This is a genomic window from Streptomyces sp. NPDC087845, assembly GCF_044742755.1.
In the GTDB taxonomy this organism is placed as follows: domain Bacteria; phylum Actinomycetota; class Actinomycetes; order Streptomycetales; family Streptomycetaceae; genus Streptomyces.
In genome coordinates this window covers 404,895-423,278 of record NZ_JBIUVC010000004.1, presented here as the reverse complement: position 1 = coordinate 423,278, position 18,384 = coordinate 404,895, and the positions used below count along the sequence as shown (strand labels likewise).

Genomic DNA, 18,384 nt, shown 5'->3' with positions numbered 1-18,384 from the left:
CGGTCAGCCGACCTTCGACGCGAGATCGCCGGCCAGGGAGTTCAGCACGGACGAGGCGTTCTTGCCGCCGTAGATCTCCTGGAGCGCGGCGGCCCAGCTGGTCGTCGCGTCGAAGAACTGCTCCTGCGGGGTGAACTGGATCCTCGTCCGGTCGACGACCGCCTCGAACGTCTCCAGGAAACCGGGAACGGCGCGCATCTTGTCCTTGTACGCCGGGTCCTGGCCGACCGACTTCCGTACCGGGTCGATGTGGTGGTGCTCGACCGCGCCCTTGCGCAGATGCTCCTTGCCGGTCGCCCACTGGAGGAACAGCCAGGCCGCGGACTTGTTGCGGCTCCTGGCGTTCATGCCGAGCGACCAGATCCACATGTTCGTGGCGAGGGAGCCGCCGGGGCCCTTCGGGCCGGGGTGGAAGGCGATCTTCCCGGACGCGGGGGAGGCCCCCTCCACCGCCTGGAAGTAGGCGGCGGTGTCCGCGTCGAAGAGCATTCCCGCCTTCTGCGCGCCGAGGTCGCTGGAGCACTGGTACCAGGTGTACGAGGTCCAGGACGGCGGTCCGCCCTTCCTGACCATCTCCGCCCAGTCCCGGGTGAAGGCGATCGCCTCCGGGGAGTTCATCGCGGGCTTCAGGCTGCCGCCCTCGACCGTGAAGTCCTTCAGCCCGTTGCGGGCGTACATCGTCATGAAGCCCGGGTGGATCGTCGCCCAGCTGCGCGAGCCGCGCACCGCGACCCCGTACATCCCGTCGAAGCCCGCGCCCGGCGCCCGGCGGGTGAGGGCCCCGGCGACCTCGCGCAGTTCGTCGAAGGTCTCGGCGGGCTTCAGGCCGAGCTTGCTGAACACCTCGGTGTTGTACGCGACGACATTGGTCTCCCAGCCCCACGGCAGCGCGTACTGCCCGCCCTGCCCGAGCGGGGCACCCGCCTTCAGCGACCACCGGTCCGACGAGAGGAGGCTGGGGAAGAAGTCCTCCTGGTCCCATTCGGCCCCGGTCGCCGAGGAGTTGCGCATCCACGGGCCGAGGTCCTCCAGCCAGCCCGGCGGGCCGTACTGCCACACCATGTACGCGCCGAGCATGAACACGTCGTAGGAGGCGCGTCCGCTGGAGAGGTCGACGGTGAGCTTGTCGAAGTAGTTGTCCTCGGGGAAGACGTCGTACTCGACCTCGATCCCGGTCTTCTCGGTGAACGCCTTCAGATCGGCGATCAGGGCATCGGTGTACGGATGCTTGTTGAGCAGGGCCCTGACCGTCCTGCCCCTGGCCCGCTTCCAGTCGAAGGACCCGGTGATGTCGTCGGCGGCGGAGCCGCCGCCCTTGCCGTTGCCGGTCCCGCCGCCGAAGCCGGTGCCGCAGCCGGTGAGCAGCGGGGCGGCGGACGCGGCCGCCGCCGCGCCGAGGGCGAGGAACCGTCGTCGGTCGTGCGCCTGCATGTCCATCCGTGACCTCCACGGTCCGGCCGGGGACGGGTTGCGGTGGGGGGCCCTTCACACGATGAGCCGACTGGTTAACAGAGCTTGGAACAACGGAACTTGGCAGTCAATCCCTCGCGCAACGGAAATTCTCGGTGCAGAGTGAGAAGTTCACAGGGAGGGCCGATATGTGGATGGGCATCGATCTCGGTACGCAGAGCGTCCGTGCGGTGGTGGCAGGAGACCGTGGCGAGATCCTCGGCAGCGGCTGCGCACCGCTCGTGGGCAGACGCGACGGCGTACGGCATGAGCAGCGGCCCCTCGACTGGTGGACGGCCGTGTGCGCGGCCAGCCGCCAGGCGCTGCGCGACTGCCCCGCCCCGCGTGCGCTCGCCGTGTGCGCCACCTCCGGCACCGTTCTGCTCGGCGACCGGGCGGGCCGGCCGCTGACCCCGGGGGTGATGTACGACGACGGGCGGGCGGCGGCCGAGGCGGCCAGGGCCCGGACACCGCCGAGCTGGGCGCTGCCCAAGGTGATGTGGCTGCTGCGGGAGTACGGGGGAGGGGCGGGCGGTGCGGTACGGATCATGCATCAGGCCGATCTGGTCCTGGCGCGGCTCGCCGGGACTCCTCTGCCCACCGACTCCAGCCACGCCCTGAAGACCGGGTACGACCTGGAGCGGGACGCCTGGCCGTACCGGAGGTTCGACAGGCTGGGCCTGCCCGACGGGCTGTTCCCGGAGGTGGTGCGGCCGGGCAGCCGGATCGGTGAGGTGGGGCGGGCGGCGGCGGCGGAGACCGGGATTCCGGCGGGCACGCTCCTGGTGTCGGGGATGACGGACGGGTGCGCGGCGCAGATCGCCTCCGGCGGGCTCACCGTCGGCTCCTGGAATTCGGTGCTCGGCACGACGCTGGTGCTCAAGGGGGTCACCTCGTCGCCGGTCGAGGACCCGGCCGGGGTGGTCTACAACCACCGCGCGCCGGACGGCCGCCGGCTGCCCGGCGGGGCCTCCGGGGTCGGCGGCGGGGCGCTGGCCGCGGCCTTCCCGGGCGCGGACCCGGCCCGTCTGGACGCCCTGGCCCGCGCACACGAACCGGCGCGCGTGGTGGCGTACCCCCTCGCCGGGACGGGCGAGCGCTTTCCCTTCGTCGCGCCGGAGGCGACCGGCTTCCTGATCGGCGAGCCCGCCTCGGACGCCGAGCACTGGGCGGCCCTGCTGACCGGGGTGGGCCTGGTCGAACGGCTCTGCCTCGACTACCTCGACCTGCTGGGCGCCCAGCTGTACGGCCGGCTCACCTTCACCGGCGGCGCGGTGCGCAGCGGCTACTGGAGCCGGCTGCGCGCCGATATCCTGGGCCGGCCCGTGTACATCCCGCAGTACAGCGAACCCGCGCTCGGCATGGCCGTCCTCGCCGCGTACGGGGCGCGGGCCACGACCACGCTGCAGGAGGCGGCGAGCCGCATGGTGCGGCTGCGGCACGTACTGCACCCGCATCCGGTGCGGACGGCGTGGTACACCGAGCCGTACCTCACGCTGGTGGACGAACTGGAGCGACGCGGCTGGCTCCCCGGCCCGGTCGCCGCCCATGCCCGGACCCGGACCGAGGCGCCGTGACCGACCGCACGCGCGGACCGGGAGGCCGGGCTCGACCGCACGCGCGGACCGGTACACCGGGTGCACCAGCACCAGCACCCGCACCGGGAGCCGTGACCGGCTGCCCGGACCGAGAACCGTGACCGCCTTGTCCCGCTTGTCCCGGACCGAGAACCGGGACCGCCCGTACCCGAACGGAGAAGCCATGCCCCAGAGTCCGCCCGCCGTCCTCCTGCTCGTCCGCCACGGTCAGACCGTCTGGCATGCGGAGAACCGCTACGCCGGGGTCAGTGACATCGCCCTCACCGGCGAAGGGCGCCGCCAGGCACGGCAGTTGGGAGAGTGGGCGGCCCGGCACCCGGTCGACGCGATCTGGACGTCGACGCTCACGCGCGCCGTCGAGACGGCGGAGCCGGCCTGCCGGGCGCTCGGCCTCGTCCCCCGGCGCGAACACGACCTGCGCGAATGCGACTTCGGCGAGGTGGAGGGCCGCACGCTGGCGGAGTTCGCGGCCGAGCACCCGGAGCGGGCCCGGGAGTACCGTGCCGACCCGGTGGCCCACCCCTTCCCCGGGGCCGAGGACCCCCGGACGGCGGCGGCCCGGGGGACGATGGCGCTGCGCCGGATCGCGGACGGGCACCCGGGGCAGCGGGTGCTCGTCGTCGCGCACAACACCCTGTTGCGGCTCGTGCTGTGCGAGCTGCTGTCGATTCCGCTGGGTGCCTACCGCAGGGTCTTCCCCCGGCTGCGGAACGGGGCGGTGAGCGAGGTGCGGATCGGGGAGGAGGGCGGTGCGCTGCTCTCCCTCAACGTGCCCTGCGCGCCGGACGTCAGCCCCTGACGTCCCGGACGGCCGCGGCCCGCCGCTGCCGTACGACACCGACGGCGGCCAGGACGAGGGTCAGGGCGCCGGACGCCACCAACTGGTCGCGGGTGCCGGGCTGGCGCAGCATCAGGACGAAGATGCCGAGCATCGCGAGGAGCGCCAGCACCGTCAGGACCGGGAAGAGCCACATCCGTACGACGAGCTTCTCCGGGGCCTCGCGCTCCAGCCGGTCGCGCAGGATCAGCTGGGAGAGGGCGATGAAGATCCAGACGACCAGGATCACCGCACCGATCATGTTGAGCAGCCACGGGAAGACGTCGTCGGGACGCCAGTAGCTGAGCAGCACGCACAGGAAGCCGAACACGGACGAGACCAGCACGGCCGTGCGCGGCACGCCCGAGGAGATCCTGCCGAGCCGCTTCGGGCCCTGGCCGCGGGCGACCAGCGAGCAGGCCATGCGCGAGGCGCCGTAGATGTTGGCGTTCATCGCGGAGAGCAGGGCGACCAGGATGACCACGTTCATGATCTCCGCGGCGCCGCTGATGCCGAGGTGGTTCAGGGCCGCGTAGAACGGGCCGACCTTCACGACCGCCGGGTCGTCCCACGGGACCAGCGTGACGACGACGGCCATCGAGCCGACGTAGAAGAGCGCGATCCGCCACATCGCCGTCCGCACGGCCTTGGCGACACCCCGCACCGGGTTCTCGGACTCGGCCGCCGCGATGGTGACGGTCTCCAGACCGCCGTACGCGAAGACGGAGGCGAGCAGCCCGATCACCAGGCCCTCGGCACCGTTCGGCATGAAGCCGCCCTCGCCCTTGAGATTGGCGGCGCCGGGGGCGTCCGTGCCGGGCAGCACACCGAGGATCGCCAGTACGCCCAGGACCAGGAAGAGCGTGATCGCCACGACCTTGAGGGTGGCGAACCAGAACTCGAACTCGCCGAACTTCTTCACCGAGGCCAGGTTCGTGCCCAGGAACACCACCATGAACAGGGCGACCCAGGCCCACTCCGGCGTACCGGGCAGCCAGCCGGTGACGATCTTCGCGGCGCCGATGCCCTCCAGGCCGACGGCGACACAGAGCAGCACCCAGAACGCCCAGCCCACGGTGAAGCCCGCCCACGGCCCGATCGCCCGTTCCGCGTGGACGGAGAAGGAGCCGGAGGCCGGATTCGCGGCCGACATCTCACCGAGCATCCGCATCACGAGCATGACCAGCAGCCCGGAGACGGCGTACGCGATGATGATCGACGGGCCCGCGGCAGCGATGCCCGCACCCGAGCCGACGAAGAGCCCGGCGCCGATGACGCCGCCGAGGGCGATCATCGACAGATGGCGCTGCTTGAGTCCGTGGGTGAGCACCGAGTCCGTCCCGGCATCGGAGACGGCGGCCGGGGAGCCGGTGGGGGGAGACGCGGAATTCCGGGACATGGACGAGCTCTGTTCGGTAGGAGGCACGGGGGGACGTGGGGGGACGTGCGCGGACAGTCTGAACACGCGCTCCGTTCACAGGGAACCGATGTCCGCTATACGGGCACGATGCTCACACGCGGTGCACACCCGGGTACGGGGCGAGGGGCGGGGTGATCGCCGCTCGGTCTCCGGGCGGATTTGGTGAGAACCTACAGTCTCTCCCGATGGCCTCTCCCGGCAAAATGTGACCCACTCCGCCCCCACCTCAGTGACGAGCATCACGCCGTCGCATGATTGCGTGGACCCCTTTGTGTGAACCCCACCAATGCCTCAACCGCTGCTTTGTGGGCCACTGATGGTGATCGAGCGTTAACCCGTGGGCTAACGTCAGCCTCAGTCCGTCCCCCACCTGCCCTCACCCCGCGGAGTCCCGATGACCACTGCTGCCGCCGTCCCTGCCCGCACCGGAGCGGTCCTCGCCGACCTGCTGCCCGCCGCCAGGCACCGTTACGCCGTCGACACGGCCCTGGTCCTCGGCGGTGCCGCACTCACCGGCATCGCCGCTCAGATCGCCGTCCCGGTGCCCGGCTCCCCGGTCCCGGTCACCGGTCAGACCTTCGCCGCGCTCCTCGTCGGCACGGCGCTCGGCGCCCGTCGCGGCTTCCTCTCCCTCGCCGTGTACGCGCTCGTCGGCATGGCGGGCATGCCGTGGTTCGCGGACGGCAGCTCCGGTGCGGGCGGCGCCTCGTTCGGCTATGTCCTCGGCATGCTGCTCGCCGCCACCGTGGTCGGCGGCCTGGCCCGCCGCGGCGGCGACCGCTCCGTGCTGCGCACCGCGGGCACGATGGCGCTGGGCTCCGCGGTCACCTACGCGGTCGGTGTCCCGTACCTGGCGCTGTCCACCGGCATGTCGGCGAGCGCCGCGATCGCGGCCGGGATGGTGCCGTTCCTGCTCGGTGACGCGCTGAAGGCGGCCCTGGCGATGGGTGCGCTGCCCACGGCCTGGAAGCTCATCGGCCGTCGCGGCTGACGCCGTAACTCCCTCCGAAGAGGCTCGCCGGGTCGTGACGCGACACCAGACCGGCGAGCCTCTGGTGTGTCCGGGCGTCGTGGAAGCCCTCGGTGCGGTCGCCGCCGCCGAAGGAGAAGTTCAGCGAACGGCCCAGGGCGAGCGGGGCGAGCACGTCGGTCACCTCCGCGTACAGGGCCCGGACCGACGCCACGTCCGTACCGTCGAGCGGTGACAGCAGCCGCAGCAGGAACCCGGCGTCGCGGTACGGCACCGCGTTGTCGACGGCGGGCCGCACGGCCAGCGCGCCGCCCAGGTGGTTGAGCTGGACCACGGTCATCATCGGGGCCCTCGGCCCGGTCAGCTCCAGCACGCGCGCGGCGCGCTCCGTGTCCAGATCACCGAGCACCACGCTGTCCCCGTAGTAGGCGTGCGGGAACGGCGGGTCGTTGTGGACGGTGTGGCTCTCGGCGTACGGCATCTCCCGCAGCGAGTCCGTGAGCGCGGGCCCGATCGCCCGCAGCGGCGCGATCAGCCGCTCGCCCTCGGCCGTGCTGCCGGTGTACGCGACCCGCACCGAGAGCACGTACCGGCCGCGCATCGGCTGCGGCAGCTGCGGGACGTCGGGGTAGCGCAGCGCGGACAGCGAGGACGTCAGCGTGTCGGGGACGGTCCGGGTCCACTCCAGATACCGGCGGATCACGTGGCCGCCGCCGTTGCGGGTGCCGCCGTCGAAGGCGACCGAGCCGCCGTACAGCCGTCCGGCCCGGACCAGGCCGATCTCCATGCCGGTCACGACACCGAGCCGGTGCCCGCCGCCGCGCAGCCCCCAGAAGAGTTCGGGCTCGCTGTCGGGGGAGACGTGGCGCGGTGTGCCGTCGGCGGTCACCACGTCGAGCGCGCGCACGTGGTCGGCGGCGTAGCCGAACTCCCTGGCCAGGAGGGAGAGCCCGCCGCCGAGGGTGTAGGAGACGGCGCCGACCCCCGGGGAGGAGCCGTTCAGCGGGGCGAGCCCGTGCGGCGCGGCCGCCTCGATCACCCGGCCCCAGGTGGCGCCCGCGCCGATCCGAACGGTGCGGCGCACCGGGTCGACCTCGACGGAGTCCATGCGGCGGGTGCTGATCAGCACCCCGCCCGCGATGGCCCCGGGCAGTCCGTGACCGGTGGCGTGGACCCGGACGGGGAGGCCGCGCCCGGCGGCGTCGGCCACGGCGGCCCGTACGTCGTCGGCGCGGGCGGCCTCGACGACGAGGTCGGGGCGGACGGCGAAGCCGGTCTGGAAGCCGGCGGGGACACGGGCAGGGGCGGATGTCATGAGGAAGCTCTCCGATCGCTCGCTCGGTGGCGTTGCGACGGAGAGCCTCCCCGGTAAACCTGACATCTGCCGTCAGGTATCGGCGAGGCCGATGGCCTCAGGCACGGACCTTCCGCTGCCGCACCTCACGCACCAGCGAGATCGCCACCACCACCGCCGCCACGAGCAGCGAGAGCAGCACCTGCTGTCGCCCGCCGTCGTCGGTCAGCATGTAGACGAGAACGAACGAGATCATCGCGATGGTCGCCCAGGTCAGGTACGGGAAGAGCCACATCCGTACGACCAGCTTCTCCGGCGACTCGCGCAGGATCATGCCCCGCATCCGCAGCTGGGTGAAGCAGATGACCAGCCAGACGAACAGGGCGACCGCGCCGGAGGAGTTCAGCAGGAACTGGAAGACGGTGTCGGGCCACTGGTAGTTGAAGAACACGGCGACGAAGCCGAACACGACGGACGACAGGATGGCGGCCTGCGGTACGCCCCGCTTGTTGACCCGGGCGAACGCCTTCGGCGCGTCCCCGCGGCCGCCGAGCGAGAAGGCCATCCGCGAGGCGGTGTAGAGGCCGGAGTTGAGGCAGGACAGCACGGCGGTGAGGACGATGACGTTCATCACCTGTCCGGCGTGCGGAATGCCGATGGAGTTGAGGGCGGCGACGTAGCTGCCGTCCTTCACGATCGACGCGTCGTTCCACGGCAGCAGGGTGAGCACGATGAAGATCGAGCCCAGGTAGAAGACGGCGATCCGCCAGATCACGCTGTTGGTGGCCTTCTGGACGGCGCGCTGCGGGTTCTCGGACTCGCCGGCCGCCAGCGTGACGATCTCGCTGCCCATGAAGGAGAAGACGACCATCAGCACACCGGTGAGGATGGCGCCGGGCCCCTTGGGGAAGAACCCGCCGGTGTCGGTGAGATGCGCGAGTCCCGCGCCCGGGTTGTCCGAGCCGGGCAGCACCCCGAAGACGGCGAGCAGCCCGACGACCACGAACGCGCCGATCGCCACGACCTTGATCCCGGCGAACCAGAACTCGAACTCGCCGTACGACCCGACCGAGACCAGGTTCGTCGCGGTGAGTACCACCATCACGATCAGTGCCCATGCCCATTGCGGGACGCCCGGCACCCAGCCCTCCAGGATCTTGGCACCCGCGGTGGCCTCGACGGCGAGCACCACGACCCAGAAGAACCAGTACAGCCAGCCGATCGAGAAACCGGCCCAGCGGCCCAGCGCCTGGTCGGCGTAGGCGGAGAAGGAGCCCGAGCTGGGGCGGGCGGCGGCCATCTCGCCGAGCATCCGCATCACGAAGACGACCATCAGGCCGACGAGGGCGTACGACAACAGGATGGCCGGCCCCGCGGCGGCGATGCCGGCGCCGGAGCCCACGAAGAGGCCCGCCCCGATCACACCGCCGATGGCGATCATCGAGAGGTGGCGGTTCTTCAGGCCCGCCTGGAGTCCGTCGGAGGAATCCGGTGCGTCCGGCCCGTTCGACCGGTCCGGCTTGCCGGGCTGTCGGCCCGGACCGGCCAGAGTCGTCTGCGACGTCATGGATCGACTCCTTACGTTTTCGGATCACGCGATGCGCGCCCGGCTGCCGAAGTGGGGTGCGGCAGCGAGTGATGCATTGAAGCGCGCCGAACCACAAAAGCGGAACCCCTTCTTCCGGATCGTTGACCGGATTGTTGCCGGAGTGGCGTCGGCCACACAGGTCGCGCACAGGAGGGGCACACCCGGCCCCGCCGGCCGGGGCGGACCGGCCGGAGCGGACCGGCCGGAGCGTCCCGACCCCGATGACGGCTACCCGGCGACGCTCGTGCCACACTCGGAACATGCGCGTGTACCTCGGCTCGGACCATGCCGGCTATGAACTCAAGAACCACCTCGTCGAGTGGCTCACGGCCCAGGGCCACGAGGCCGTCGACTGCGGCCCCCACATCTACGACGCCCAGGACGACTACCCGCCGTTCTGCCTGCGTGCCGCCGAGAAGACGGCCGCGGACCCGGACAGCCTGGGCATCGTGATCGGCGGCTCCGGCAACGGCGAGCAGATCGCTGCCAACAAGGTCAAGGGCGTGCGTGCCGCGCTCGCCTGGAGCGAGCAGACCGCTGCGCTGGGCCGCGAGCACAACGACGCCAACGTGGTCGCCATCGGCGGCCGGATGCACTCGGTGGAGGAGTCCACCAAGTTCGTCGAGATCTTCCTCGCCACCCCGTACTCGGGCGAGGAGCGCCACACCCGCCGGATCGAGATGCTGACGGCGTACGAGACGACCGGCGAACTCCCCCCGATCCCGGCCCACCACCCGCAGCAGGGCTGACCGCCCTCCGCCCCTGTGCCGCCGGTACGCCCGGCGGCACAGCCGTTTCCCACGCCGTCACGTCATCGAGGAGAGCCGCCGCCGTGCCCGAGGGACACACGATCCACCGCCTCGCGGCGGACCACCGGGACCGGTTCGCCGGGCGGCCGGTGCGGGTGAGCAGCCCGCAGGGCAAGTTCTCCGGCAGCGCCGGGCTGCTCGACGGCCGGACGTTCACCGGCGTCGACGCCCACGGCAAGCACCTCTTCCTCGGTTTCGAGGACGCCGGCTGGGTCCACATCCACCTGGGCCTCTTCGGCAAGCTGGGCTTCGGCACGGCCCCGGCCCCGCCGCCCACCGACACGGTCCGGCTGCGCCTGGTGAACGAGGACCACCACGCGGACCTGCGCGGCCCCACCACGTGCGCGCTGATCACCGATCCCGAGAAGCGCGCGATACACGACCGCCTCGGCCCGGACCCGCTGCGCACCGACGAGGACGGCGAGCGGGCGTGGCGGCGGATCTCCCGCAGCCGTATCACCGTCGCGGCCCTGCTGATGGACCAGAAGATCATCGCGGGGGTCGGCAACGTCTACCGCGCGGAGGTGCTGTTCCGGCACGGGATCGACCCGTACCGCCTCGGCAAGGATCTCGCACGTGCGGAGTGGGACGCGATCTGGGCGGACCTGGCGGTGCTGATGCGCGAGGGCGTGCGGAACAACCGGATCGACACGGTCCGTCCCGAGCACATGCCGAAGGCGATGGGCCGCCCGCCGCGCGTCGACGACCACGGCGGCGAGGTGTACGTCTACCGCAGGGCCCGGCAGTCCTGCCACATCTGCGGCGGCGAGATCCGCACCGCCGACCTCGCCGCCCGCAATCTCTTCTGGTGCCCGGGGTGCCAGAAGCGGTAGAAGGCTCCTGGTGCCCCTCCCGGTACTAGAACCCGCGCGGCAGCCACGGCGCCACGTCGGACAGGAACGCCGACGACGCCTCCGCCAGCGCGCCCTCCCGCAGCTCCCGCACCCGCCCGGCCAGACCCAGCGAGCTCAGCGACTCGCCGCCCAGATAGGCCGAGCCCAACTCCCGTACCGAGAGCTCCAGATCGGCCGGGTCATCGGTCCGGCGACAGGACGCGACGCCCTTCTCGTCGGCCGTGAGCCGCCAACGCCCCTCGTTCCAGGGGCAGAACGCGTCCTCGACCTCGAACACCACGTCCAGCGGGCCCCGGTACGTCCGGGCCTCCAGCGCCGCCCCCAGCTCCACCAGACGCACATGGAGCGAATCGCGGACCCGGATGTTGCACCGCCGCACGTCCGACACCAGGTGCAGCACCGCGTCGTCGACCGGGCGGTTGCGGGCCACGATCGTCGTCATCAGGTCGATGTCGAAGACGAACCGCCACAGCGCCGCGTACGCCGCCGGGTCCAGCGCGGCCAGGTCGTTGACCACGACGGTGCCCTTGGGGCCGGCCGGCTCCCACTCCGGCTTGATGTGGTACGTCACATTGCCGACGATCTTCCCGTCCCGCTCCGCCAGCACGCACTGCTGCGCCGAGGAGCCCTGCCGGTTGGCGACCGGGTCGACCATGGGCTTGCGCTCCCAGCCGGGCGCGTGGGCCGGGACGCCGGGACGGCCGGAGACCAGCTGCTCGTACACGCCCTCGCACGCCGCCATCGCCTCGTCCGGCTTCGCGTGGCGCAGCCGCACCTCGTCCGTGCCCGGCGGCACGTCCAGCCGGATCCGGTCCTTCTCGATCGTCAGGGACATCTGCCGCGAGGCGGCGCCGTAGCCGAACCGGCCGTAGATCACCGGTTCCGAGGCCGTCAGTACGGCGAACGGCTCGCCCAGCGCGCGGATGTCGTCCAGCTGCCGGCGCATCATCGAGGTCAGCAGCCCGCGCCTGCGGTGCGTGGAGGCGACGCTCACCATCGTGATCCCGGCGGCGGGCACCAGTGCCCCGCCCGGCACCGCGACCCGGAAGCTGAACGCCCCCGCCGTGCCGACCACGTCGTCACCGTCCCAGATACCGAGCGACCGCTCGGGCTCGGTCAGCTGCTCGAACAGCTCGCGCTCCTCGGGAGTCTCCGGGTCCCCGCCGAACGCCAGCTCCAGACACTCGAACCATTGGTTCCATTCGGACGGACGCAGTACACGAAGCTCAGTAGTCATGGGCCATGCCTACCAGGGGGCAGGACGGCGGGGCGACCCGATTTCGAACGCATTGTCACGGGGTCCCCCTGCACCGGAGGCCGTCGGGTGGATAAGGTCCCCGCAATGGCCCGTCGCGCAGGAGCAGACACGTACCCGGCCCGATTGCGGAAATCGGCGCACCGGGCACGCATCGCGCTGCGCAAATCCGGTGTCGACTACTTCCGCGGCGACGGATCGGACTGGATCGCGCTGGTCGGTCTGCTGCTCACCATTCCGGCCATCACCTGCGCCACCCTGCTCACCCCGATGTGGTGCTCACCGGCCGCGCTCGTCCTGCCGATCGTCGCGGGCGGCCTGCTGCTGCGGCCCGCGAGCCTGCTGGGGCTGTACGCGGCCGCCGCCACCGCCCTGATCGTGGAGTCGCTCGGACTCGGCCCGTACCAGGACGGCCCGGCCCGGGTGACGCCCGGCGTCGTCCTGGTGGTCGCGGCCTGCGGCTTCTTCGGGCTGATCCTCGCCCAGTTCCGGGCCAGGGTCGGTGTGCCGTGGCGGCGCGGCGGCACCATGCTCTTCGACCTGCGCGAACGCATCAGGGTGCAGAGCGCCCTGCCCCGGCTGCCGCAGGGCTGGCACCGCGAGATGGCGCTGCGCCCGGCGGGCGGGCAGTCCTTCTCGGGCGACTTCGTCGTCGCGGCCCGTACCAACGGCGGGCGGACCCTGGAGGCCGTGCTCACCGATGTCTCGGGCAAGGGCATGGACGCGGGCTCCCGAGCCCTGCTGCTGTCCGGTGCCTTCGGCGGCCTCCTCGGCTCGCTGCCCCCGCACGGCTTCCTCCCGGCGGCCAACGGCTATCTGCTGCGCCAGGACTGGGACGAGGGTTTCGCCACCTCGATCCATCTGGTCCTGGACCTCGAATCGGGCGACTACGAACTCCTCTCGGCGGGTCACCCGCCGGCCCTGCAACTCCACTCGGGCAGCGGCCAGTGGGAGGAGAAGGCCGCGGAGGGCCCGCTGCTCGGGGTGTACGACGGGGCGGAGTTCGACGCGGTGAAGGGCTCGCTCGCCCCCGGCGACGTGCTGATGCTGTTCACGGACGGTCTGGTGGAGGCGTCCGACCGCGATATCGCGGAGGGCATCGACCGGCTGACCGGCGAGGCCGACCGCTATGTCGTCACCGGCTTCGAGGGTGCGGCCTGGCATCTGATCGAGGCATGCGCCAAGGACGTCAACGACGACCGGGCGCTGCTGCTGCTGTCGCGTACATCCTGAACCGTACGCAAACGGCTCGGACATCCTGAACCGTACGTAAATAGCTCGGGCATCCTGAAACGCACATAAACAGCTCGGGCATCCTGAACTCTGCGCAAACGACTCGAACCGGGCGTACGTCAACGGGGAGCGGTCCGTCACCGGATCGTGGGTCATCCGCCTGCCGGGGTACGAGGGCTCACGCGACGCTCCGCCCTCGTACCCCGGCAGGCCGGCCGACGGCTCAGGCCGGGACCGAGATCTGTCCGGCGCCGCTGCTGCTGCCGCGGCCGCCGTCCTCGCCCCGGTCCCGCCCGCCTGGCAGGATGCGGGCCAGCCAGTGGGATCTCCCGGCGGCCAGCGGTGCGAGGACCGCGAGGACGAGTACATAGCCCGCGATGAACGGGGAGAGCCGTTCGTCCAGCCCCGCGGCCGCCGCCATCGTGGCGAGGATCAGGGCGAACTCGCCGCGGGCCACCAGCGTGGTGGAGATGTTCGCCGTGGCCCGCGGGCCGAACGCGTACACCTTGGCGGCGGCGAGCCCGGCGAGGACGTTCATCGCGAGGGTCACCGCGACGGCGGCCAGCACCGGCCACAGCACGGTCGGCAGATCGCCCGGGTCGATGGAGAGGCCGAAGGCGAAGAAGAAGATCGCCCCGAAGGCGTCCCGCAGCGGGTGGACCAGTTTGAGGATGCGTTCGCCGGACGACGTGCTGCCGAGCATCAGGCCGACCATGAAGGCGCCGATCGCGTCCGCGACCCCGAACCACTCCGAGACCCCCGCCACGAAGACCGCGGCGCCGAGGAAGGAGATGACGAGGAGTTCGTCGTCACGGGTGCTGATCAGCTTGCCGATGGCCCTGGTCCCGAACCGGGCTATCAGGGCGAGCAGCAGCAGGAACCCGAAGGCCTTTCCGCCGTCGACCGCCGCGGCGGAGAGGCTGTCGGCGCCCGACAGGATCGGCTGGAGGGCGGCCAGGTAGAGGGCGAGGAACACGTCCTCGACGACGATGATGCCGAGGATCGGCTTGGTCTCCGGATTGCCGATCCGGCCCAGGTCGACCAGGACCTTGGTGACGATGGCCGACGACGAGATGCCCAGCACACCGGCGAGGACCAGCGCTTCGGACGTGCCCCAGCCCAGCGCGAAGCCGAAGCCGAGCCCGGCACCGACGTTCAGGGCGAGATAGGCGCCACCGGCGAGGGCCATCTTGCGGCCGCCGGCCTTGAGGTCGTCGAGATGGAATTCGAGGCCGAGGTAGAAGAGCAGCAGCACCAGGCCGAGTGCGGAGAGCATCTCCAGGTCGTGCGGGTCGGCGACGAGCACGATGCCGGGCGTGTGCGGGCCGAGCAGGATTCCGGCCAGGATGAACAGGGGGATGGTCGGCAGTCCGATGCGGCTGCCGACGCGGGCGAGTACGGCGGCGGCGAGAAAGGCGCCGCCCATGGCGATGAGCGTGTCTGTGTGTCCGATGAGCCTGATCCTTCAGTCGGTCAAGAGCGCGTCAAGAAATCGTCAGTAATTAGTTTACCGAATGATTGACGTTGCAAGTGTGTCCCTCCGGCGACACCCCGGCAGCACCCCGGCTCCGCCCGCCCCGGCAGCACCCCGGCACCCCGGATCCGCCCGCCCCGGCGCCACCCGGAGTTCTGCCTGCCCCCGCGTCACCCTGGGGTTTGCCCCACCCCCGATCCGCCAGCAGCCGCCATGGTCCGGACCCGCCCGTGATCCGTACGTTCGGGTTACCGGCCGGAGAACCTGCCGGCGAACAACGGAAGGCGGACACCATGGGGCTGCGACGCACCAAGCAGGGCGCGCAGGACAGGCAGTACACGGCGGACCTCCACCGGGGGCCCGGCCACCCGGATCTCGCCGTCGAGCTGCGTGGCGTCCGCAGGCAGTACGGTCGCGGCGGCTCCGCCGTCCATGCCCTGCGGGGCATCGACCTCGACCTCCCGCGCGCCACTTTCACCGCCGTCATGGGCCCCTCGGGCTCCGGGAAGTCGACCTTCCTGCAGTGCGCGGCGGGACTCGACCGCCCCACCGAGGGCTCCGTACGCCTCGGCGGCACGGAGATCACCGGCATGAGCGAGAACCGGCTCACCGAGCTGCGCCGCACCCGCCTCGGCTTCGTCTTCCAGGCCTTCAACCTGCTCCCGTCCCTCACGGTCGAGCAGAACGTCGTCCTGCCCATGCGCCTGGCCGGACAGCGCCCCGGCTCCGCCCGCGGCCGCCGCGAAGCCGCCGAGATGCTCACCCGGGTCGGCCTCGGCGACAAGGGAGACCGCCGCCCCGGCCAGCTCTCCGGTGGCCAGCAGCAGCGCGTCGCCGTCGCCCGCGCCCTGGTCACCCGGCCCGATGTGATCTTCGCCGACGAACCGACCGGCGCCCTCGACACCACCACCGCGGCCGAGATCCTCACCCTGCTCCGGCACGCGGTCGACAGCCTCGGCGCCACCGTCGTCATGGTCACCCACGACCCGGCGGCCGCCGCCTACGCGGACCGGGTGCTCTTCCTCGCCGACGGGGCGATCGCGGACAGCCTGCCGCGCGCCTCCCCCGCGCAGATCGCCGCCCGGATGACCGCGCTGACCGCCCGCACCGCCCCCGCCCACGCAGGAGCAGCAGCCTGATGTTCACCCCGCACGTCCCGAACGGCCTCGCCCGCGCGGCCGTCCGCTTCAAACCCGCGTCGTTCGTCGGGACCTTCGTCGCGCTCCTGCTGGCCGCGGCGATCGTCTCCGCCTGCGGCATCCTGCTGGAGACCGGCCTGCGCGCCTCCGTACCGGCGGAGCGCTACGCCAAGGCGCCCGTGGTCGTCGCCGCCGACCAGCGGGTCCACACGACGGTCGGCAGCGGCAAGGGCGCGCACGACGACGCCACCCCCGTACCGGACACCGCGCGGCTCCCCGAATCCCTGGTGGGCAAGGCCGCCTCGGCGCCCGGCGCGGCGGCCGCGATCGGGGACGTCAGCTACTCCGTACGGCAGGACGGCACCCCCCTCACCGCTCACGGCTGGGGCTCCACCGTTCTCACCGGTACGCGACCGCTCACCGGCGAGGCGCCCGGGACCGGCGAAGTCGTCGTCCCCACCGGCACCGGGGCCCGGGTCGGCGAGAAGATCACCCTCGACACCCCCGCGGGCGTAAGGGAGTTCCGCGTCGCGGGCACCACCGCCACCGAAGCCACCGTCTGGTTCGCCGACCGGCAGGCCGTACAGCTCTCCGGCCACCCCGGGCGGGTCGACGCCATCGCCGTGCTCGCCGCCCGTGGCACCTCCACCGACGCCCTCGCCGACCAGGTACGCAAGTCCGTCGGCCACACCGCCGGAGCCAAGGTCCACACCGGTGACGGCCGGGGCGCCGTCGAGGACGCGGGTCTCGCGGGCGCCCAGGAAGTCCTCGAGGGCCTCGGCGGCTCCTTCGGCGGCGTCGCCACCATGGTCGCCGTCTTCACCGCCGCCGGTACGGTCGCCCTCTCCGTCGGCCAGCGCAGCCGCGAGTTCGCCCTGCTGCGCGCCATCGGCGCCACCCCGCGCCAGCTGCGCCGCACCATCGCCACCGAATCCCTGCTCGTCGCACCGCTCGCCGGAGTGCTCGGCTGCCTGCCCGGAATCGCCCTGGCCCACTGGTGGTTCGGGCAGCTCCAGGACAAGGGAGCCATCCCCGAAGCCGTCGCGCTGCGGGTGTCCTGGCTGCCGCTGACCGTCGCGGCGGCCACCACGATGCTCACCGCGCTGAGCGCCGGATACTTCGCCGCCCGCCGACCGTCGAAGACCAAGCCGGGGCTGGCCCTCGCCGAGTCCGCGGTGGAACGCCCCGCGTTCGGCTGGATCCGCACCCCGCTCGGCATCGCCGCCCTCGTCGGAGGCGTGGCTTTCGCGGGCGTCGCCGCGTCCTCGAGCGGCGAGGACTCGGCGAACGCCGCACTCGGCGTCGTCATGTTCTTCATGCTCGCCGTCGGCCTGCTCGGCCCGCTGATCGCCCGGATCTGCGCCGCCGTCATCGGCCTCCCACTGCGCGCCGCAGGCGCGTCGGGCTCGCTGGCCGCCGCCAACTCCCGGACGAACTCGCGCCGCCTGGCCTCCGCGATCACCCCGATCGTGCTCGCCATGGCCTTCTCCTCCACGCTCGTCTTCATGCACACCAGCGAGAACCGGGTGATCGCACACCAGCAGCGCGACGCCGTCACCGCCGACCACATCGTCTCCGCCCCGGGCGGACTCGCCTCCGACGCGACCGAGCGGGCCGCCGCCACACCCGGTGTCACGGCCGCCGTCGGGCTGCTCCGCGGCTCCGTCCTGGTGCCCACCGGGTCGGGCGGGGACCGGAGGCTCCAGACCACCTCCGCCCAGGGGATCACCGGCTCCGGCGGCGACCTCGCCAAGGTCCTGGACCTCGACGTCCGGACCGGATCGCTGACCGGCCTGCGGCCCGGCACCGTCGCCATCGACACCAGCCTCGCCGGCTCCGCGAAGCGCGGCACCGGTGACCGGCTGACCCTGCGCCTCCCGGACGGCACCGAGGCGTCACCGAAGATCGTCGCCGTCTACGGCCGCGGTCTGGGCACCAGCCTCGTCACGCTGCCCGCCACCGACCTGAAGACCCACGTCACCTCCCCGTACTCCTCCGACCTGCTGGTACGGGCCACCCCCGCCGCCGCACAGAAGCTCGCCGCGCTCGGCACCGTCACCGACCGCTCCGGCTACGCCGCCGCACAGGACCAGAACCGTGAGCTCAACGCCTGGGCCAACACCGTCATGGCCGCGGTCCTCGGTGGATTCGCCGCCGTCGCCGCCGTCAACACCCTGGTGATGACCGTCCTCGACCGGCGCCGTGAGCTGACCATGCTCCGCCTCGTCGGCTCCACCCGCCGCCAGGTCATGGGCATGATCCGCTGGGAGGCGCTCCTCGTCACGGTGGCCGGGGCCGCGCTCGGCACCGCCATCGCACTGGCCACACTCGTCCCGATGATGAAGGGCCTGACGGGCGAATCGCCTTACATCCCACCGGTGTTGTACGGATCCTTCGTCGCCGCCACCATCGGGCTCGGCCTCGCGGCCGTGACGGTCCCGGCCCGTGGGGCCCTGCGCAGGACGGCAGCCCGTCCGTAGAGTC

Annotated in this window: 14 protein-coding genes; 8 read left to right on the top strand and 6 right to left on the bottom strand. The window is 72.0% G+C overall.

The genetic code is table 11. From position 1 onward, the window contains the following. Positions 1-3: 3 nt before the first annotated feature. Positions 4-1,437 (bottom strand): sugar ABC transporter substrate-binding protein, encoded by a 1,434-nt coding sequence (locus tag ACIOMQ_RS13875; protein WP_362193877.1) that lies wholly within the window; start codon positions 1,435-1,437, stop codon positions 4-6. A gap of 161 nt (positions 1,438-1,598) precedes the next feature. Between ACIOMQ_RS13875 and ACIOMQ_RS13870 the strand changes: the two genes are divergently transcribed. Both ACIOMQ_RS13870 and ACIOMQ_RS13865 read left to right on the top strand, forming a co-directional pair. Then, on the top strand, positions 1,599-3,026 hold the full coding sequence (locus tag ACIOMQ_RS13870) for an FGGY-family carbohydrate kinase (RefSeq protein WP_401264135.1): 1,428 nt from the start codon (positions 1,599-1,601) through the stop codon (positions 3,024-3,026). A 184-nt stretch (positions 3,027-3,210) separates the two neighbouring features. Then, the gene (locus ACIOMQ_RS13865; protein WP_362193884.1) at positions 3,211-3,846 is read left to right on the top strand and encodes a histidine phosphatase family protein; all 636 of its coding nucleotides are present in this window, start codon (positions 3,211-3,213) and stop codon (positions 3,844-3,846) included. Here the strand turns inward: ACIOMQ_RS13865 and ACIOMQ_RS13860 are convergent. Next, entirely contained in the window at positions 3,836-5,263 is a 1,428-nt protein-coding gene (locus ACIOMQ_RS13860; protein WP_401264132.1) for an amino acid permease, read from the bottom strand. The two genes, ACIOMQ_RS13865 and ACIOMQ_RS13860, sit on opposite strands and share 11 nt — an antisense overlap. A 415-nt stretch (positions 5,264-5,678) precedes the next feature. Between ACIOMQ_RS13860 and ACIOMQ_RS13855 the strand changes: the two genes are divergently transcribed. Further along, the gene (locus tag ACIOMQ_RS13855; protein WP_362193890.1) at positions 5,679-6,275 is read left to right on the top strand and encodes a biotin transporter BioY; all 597 of its coding nucleotides are present in this window, start codon (positions 5,679-5,681) and stop codon (positions 6,273-6,275) included. On the opposite strand, the gene ACIOMQ_RS13850 is transcribed toward ACIOMQ_RS13855, so the two are convergent. Both ACIOMQ_RS13850 and ACIOMQ_RS13845 read right to left on the bottom strand, forming a co-directional pair. Further along, a complete protein-coding gene (locus ACIOMQ_RS13850; RefSeq protein ID WP_402189018.1) occupies positions 6,256-7,569 on the bottom strand; it encodes an FAD-binding oxidoreductase in 1,314 nt (437 codons plus the stop codon). The two genes, ACIOMQ_RS13855 and ACIOMQ_RS13850, sit on opposite strands and share 20 nt — an antisense overlap. A gap of 97 nt (positions 7,570-7,666) precedes the next feature. After that, positions 7,667-9,115 (bottom strand): amino acid permease, encoded by a 1,449-nt coding sequence (locus ACIOMQ_RS13845; RefSeq protein ID WP_362193896.1) that lies wholly within the window; start codon positions 9,113-9,115, stop codon positions 7,667-7,669. A gap of 281 nt (positions 9,116-9,396) precedes the next feature. Between ACIOMQ_RS13845 and ACIOMQ_RS13840 the strand changes: the two genes are divergently transcribed. After that, entirely contained in the window at positions 9,397-9,885 is a 489-nt protein-coding gene (locus tag ACIOMQ_RS13840) for a ribose-5-phosphate isomerase (RefSeq protein WP_362193899.1), read from the top strand. 83 nt (positions 9,886-9,968) lie between these two features. Next, positions 9,969-10,778, top strand: coding sequence for an Fpg/Nei family DNA glycosylase (locus tag ACIOMQ_RS13835; RefSeq protein WP_401264128.1), 810 nt, complete (start codon positions 9,969-9,971; stop codon positions 10,776-10,778). 25 nt (positions 10,779-10,803) lie between these two features. Here the strand turns inward: ACIOMQ_RS13835 and ACIOMQ_RS13830 are convergent, their stop codons facing one another. Next, positions 10,804-12,036 (bottom strand): GNAT family N-acetyltransferase, encoded by a 1,233-nt coding sequence (locus tag ACIOMQ_RS13830; RefSeq protein WP_401264126.1) that lies wholly within the window; start codon positions 12,034-12,036, stop codon positions 10,804-10,806. Positions 12,037-12,141: 105 nt separating this feature from the next. On the opposite strand from ACIOMQ_RS13830, the gene ACIOMQ_RS13825 reads away from it, so the two are divergent. Then, complete coding sequence (locus tag ACIOMQ_RS13825; RefSeq protein ID WP_362193908.1) at positions 12,142-13,287, top strand: PP2C family protein-serine/threonine phosphatase; 1,146 nt, start codon at positions 12,142-12,144, stop codon at positions 13,285-13,287. 223 nt (positions 13,288-13,510) lie between these two features. Here ACIOMQ_RS13825 and ACIOMQ_RS13820 read toward each other — a convergent pair whose 3' ends face one another. After that, positions 13,511-14,713 (bottom strand): cation:proton antiporter, encoded by a 1,203-nt coding sequence (locus ACIOMQ_RS13820; protein WP_401753161.1) that lies wholly within the window; start codon positions 14,711-14,713, stop codon positions 13,511-13,513. Positions 14,714-15,054: 341 nt separating this feature from the next. Here ACIOMQ_RS13820 and ACIOMQ_RS13815 point away from each other — a divergent pair, with 341 nt between their 5' ends. Together ACIOMQ_RS13815 and ACIOMQ_RS13810 are read left to right on the top strand one after the other, a co-directional pair. Next, positions 15,055-15,900: an ABC transporter ATP-binding protein gene (locus ACIOMQ_RS13815; RefSeq protein ID WP_402189016.1), complete on the top strand. Its 846-nt coding sequence runs from the start codon at positions 15,055-15,057 to the stop codon at positions 15,898-15,900. Continuing rightward, the gene (locus ACIOMQ_RS13810) at positions 15,900-18,380 is read left to right on the top strand and encodes an FtsX-like permease family protein (RefSeq protein ID WP_401753163.1); all 2,481 of its coding nucleotides are present in this window, start codon (positions 15,900-15,902) and stop codon (positions 18,378-18,380) included. Before ACIOMQ_RS13815 ends, ACIOMQ_RS13810 begins: the two co-directional genes overlap by 1 nt. Positions 18,381-18,384: the final 4 nt, after the last annotated feature.

What these genes read in the sequence shown, in the direction of transcription:
- ACIOMQ_RS13875 (WP_362193877.1), bottom strand. Translation starts at nt 1,437, where the DNA reads ATGGACATGCAGGCGCACGACCGACGACGGTTCCTCGCCCTCGGCGCG.
- ACIOMQ_RS13870 (WP_401264135.1), top strand. Translation starts at nt 1,599, where the DNA reads ATGTGGATGGGCATCGATCTCGGTACGCAGAGCGTCCGTGCGGTGGTG.
- ACIOMQ_RS13865 (WP_362193884.1), top strand. Translation starts at nt 3,211, where the DNA reads ATGCCCCAGAGTCCGCCCGCCGTCCTCCTGCTCGTCCGCCACGGTCAG.
- ACIOMQ_RS13860 (WP_401264132.1), bottom strand. Translation starts at nt 5,263, where the DNA reads ATGTCCCGGAATTCCGCGTCTCCCCCCACCGGCTCCCCGGCCGCCGTC.
- ACIOMQ_RS13855 (WP_362193890.1), top strand. Translation starts at nt 5,679, where the DNA reads ATGACCACTGCTGCCGCCGTCCCTGCCCGCACCGGAGCGGTCCTCGCC.
- ACIOMQ_RS13850 (WP_402189018.1), bottom strand. Translation starts at nt 7,569, where the DNA reads ATGACATCCGCCCCTGCCCGTGTCCCCGCCGGCTTCCAGACCGGCTTC.
- ACIOMQ_RS13845 (WP_362193896.1), bottom strand. Translation starts at nt 9,115, where the DNA reads ATGACGTCGCAGACGACTCTGGCCGGTCCGGGCCGACAGCCCGGCAAG.
- ACIOMQ_RS13840 (WP_362193899.1), top strand. Translation starts at nt 9,397, where the DNA reads ATGCGCGTGTACCTCGGCTCGGACCATGCCGGCTATGAACTCAAGAAC.
- ACIOMQ_RS13830 (WP_401264126.1), bottom strand. Translation starts at nt 12,036, where the DNA reads ATGACTACTGAGCTTCGTGTACTGCGTCCGTCCGAATGGAACCAATGG.
- ACIOMQ_RS13825 (WP_362193908.1), top strand. Translation starts at nt 12,142, where the DNA reads ATGGCCCGTCGCGCAGGAGCAGACACGTACCCGGCCCGATTGCGGAAA.
- ACIOMQ_RS13820 (WP_401753161.1), bottom strand. Translation starts at nt 14,713, where the DNA reads ATGGGCGGCGCCTTTCTCGCCGCCGCCGTACTCGCCCGCGTCGGCAGC.
- ACIOMQ_RS13815 (WP_402189016.1), top strand. Translation starts at nt 15,055, where the DNA reads ATGGGGCTGCGACGCACCAAGCAGGGCGCGCAGGACAGGCAGTACACG.
- ACIOMQ_RS13810 (WP_401753163.1), top strand. Translation starts at nt 15,900, where the DNA reads ATGTTCACCCCGCACGTCCCGAACGGCCTCGCCCGCGCGGCCGTCCGC.